At 45.8% G+C, this 380-nt stretch carries 1 pseudogene; it reads left to right on the top strand.

The window, feature by feature from the left end:
* A pseudogene (locus RCF13_RS18335) lies at positions 1-380 on the top strand (hypothetical protein); the annotation flags it as partial.

Below are 380 nucleotides of genomic sequence, written 5' to 3' on the forward strand. Positions count from 1 at the left end.
CCTCACCGAGATGGACAAGAGGTTCGATGAAGTCGATCAACGCCTCACCGAGATGGACAAAAGATTCGATGAAGTCGATCAACGCCTCGGGAAGGTCGAAAAACGTCTCGATAAAATGGACAAAACATTCGTTCAAGTTGAGCAGCGCCTCGATAAAGTAGAACAACGTCTAGGTAACATGGACAACCGGTTCGATCAGGTTGAACAACGCCTTGACACGATGGACTCGCGACTGGATGCTCTAGAAATGGAGGTTAAGCAAGCAAATGCTTCTCTGTCCCAAATAGAGCAGTCACAGCCAAGCGATATCCGCTCCATGCTTCATATCATTTCTCATAAAATCGATTCCTTGACCAAAGATATCGAATTCACCTATCATA

Source organism: Stenotrophomonas maltophilia group sp. RNC7 (assembly GCF_030910085.1).
Classification (GTDB): Bacteria; Pseudomonadota; Gammaproteobacteria; order Xanthomonadales; family Xanthomonadaceae; genus Stenotrophomonas; species Stenotrophomonas sepilia.